The sequence below is a fragment of the Butyrivibrio sp. TB genome (assembly GCF_900110805.1).
Lineage (GTDB): Bacteria > Bacillota > Clostridia > Lachnospirales > Lachnospiraceae > Butyrivibrio > Butyrivibrio fibrisolvens_C.
Genome location: NZ_FOER01000055.1, coordinates 1 through 1,353 on the forward strand (window position 1 = coordinate 1; position 1,353 = coordinate 1,353).

At 53.1% G+C, this 1,353-nt stretch carries 1 rRNA gene; it reads left to right on the forward strand.

The features are described 5' to 3' along the window. Positions 1-1,352: ribosomal RNA gene (locus tag BMX21_RS18945) — 23S ribosomal RNA — on the forward strand; the annotation flags it as partial. Between the last annotated feature and the right edge of the window lies 1 nt (position 1,353).

Below are 1,353 nucleotides of genomic sequence, written 5' to 3' on the forward strand. Positions count from 1 at the left end.
GCGGAGCGAAATAAAGTAGTGAAGTGTCCGGAGGACCTGTCGAGAAAAGCCGCTATAGTGTGATATCTGCCCGTACCGTAAACCGACACAGGTGGATGAGGAGAGAATCCTAAGGCCGACGGAAGAAGCATTGCTAAGGAACTCGGCAAAATGTACCCGTAACTTCGGGATAAGGGTAGCCCTCATGTATGAGTATATGAGGGCCGCAGAGAAGAGGCTCAAGCAACTGTTTAGCAAAAACACAGGTCTATGCGAAACCGAAAGGTGAAGTATATGGGCTGACGCCTGCCCGGTGCTGGAAGGTTAAGAGGAGAGGTTAGAGCAATCGAAGCTTTGAATTTAAGCCCCAGTAAACGGCGGCCGTAACTATAACGGTCCTAAGGTAGCGAAATTCCTTGTCGGGTAAGTTCCGACCCGCACGAAAGGCGTAATGATTTGAGTACTGTCTCGGCAATGCATCCGGTGAAATTGAAGTGCCAGTGAAGATGCTGGCTACCCGCGCCAGGACGGAAAGACCCCATGGAGCTTTACTCCAGCTTGATACTGGGATCCGGTATTGTATGTACAGGATAGGTGGGAGGCTAAGAGATTGTGGCGTCAGCTGCAAAGGAGCCGCTGTTGGGATACCACCCTTACCGTACTGGATTTCTAACCATGGACCGTGAAACCGGTCCGGGGACAATGTCTGGCGGGGAGTTTGACTGGGGCGGTCGCCTCCGAAAGAGTATCGGAGGCGCTCAAAGGTTCCTTCAGGATGGACGGAAACCATCCGAAGAGTGCAAAGGCATAAGGGAGCCTGACTGTGACACCGACGGGTGGAACAGGTACGAAAGTAGGACTTAGTGATCCGGTGGCAGAACGTGGGATTGCCATCGCTCAACGGATAAAAGCTACCCTGGGGATAACAGGCTTATCACTCCCAAGAGTTCACATCGACGGAGTGGTTTGGCACCTCGATGTCGGCTCATCACATCCTGGGGCTGTAGCAGGTCCCAAGGGTTGGGCTGTTCGCCCATTAAAGTGGTACGCGAGCTGGGTTCAGAACGTCGTGAGACAGTTCGGTCCCTATCCGGCGCGGGCGTAGGATATCTGAGAGGAGCTGTCCTTAGTACGAGAGGACCGGGATGGACGGACCGCTGGTGTATCTGCTGCGAAGGCAATCGCATAAGGCAGGGTAGCCAAGTCTGGCAGGGATAAACGCTGAAGGCATCTAAGCGTGAAGCCCCCCTCAAGATGAGATATCCCCACGCAAGTGGTAAGACCCCTTGGAGAGTACGAGGTTGATAGGCACAAGGTGTAAGAGTGGTAACATTCTCAGCTGATGTGTACTAATAGGTCGAGGACTTAACCAAA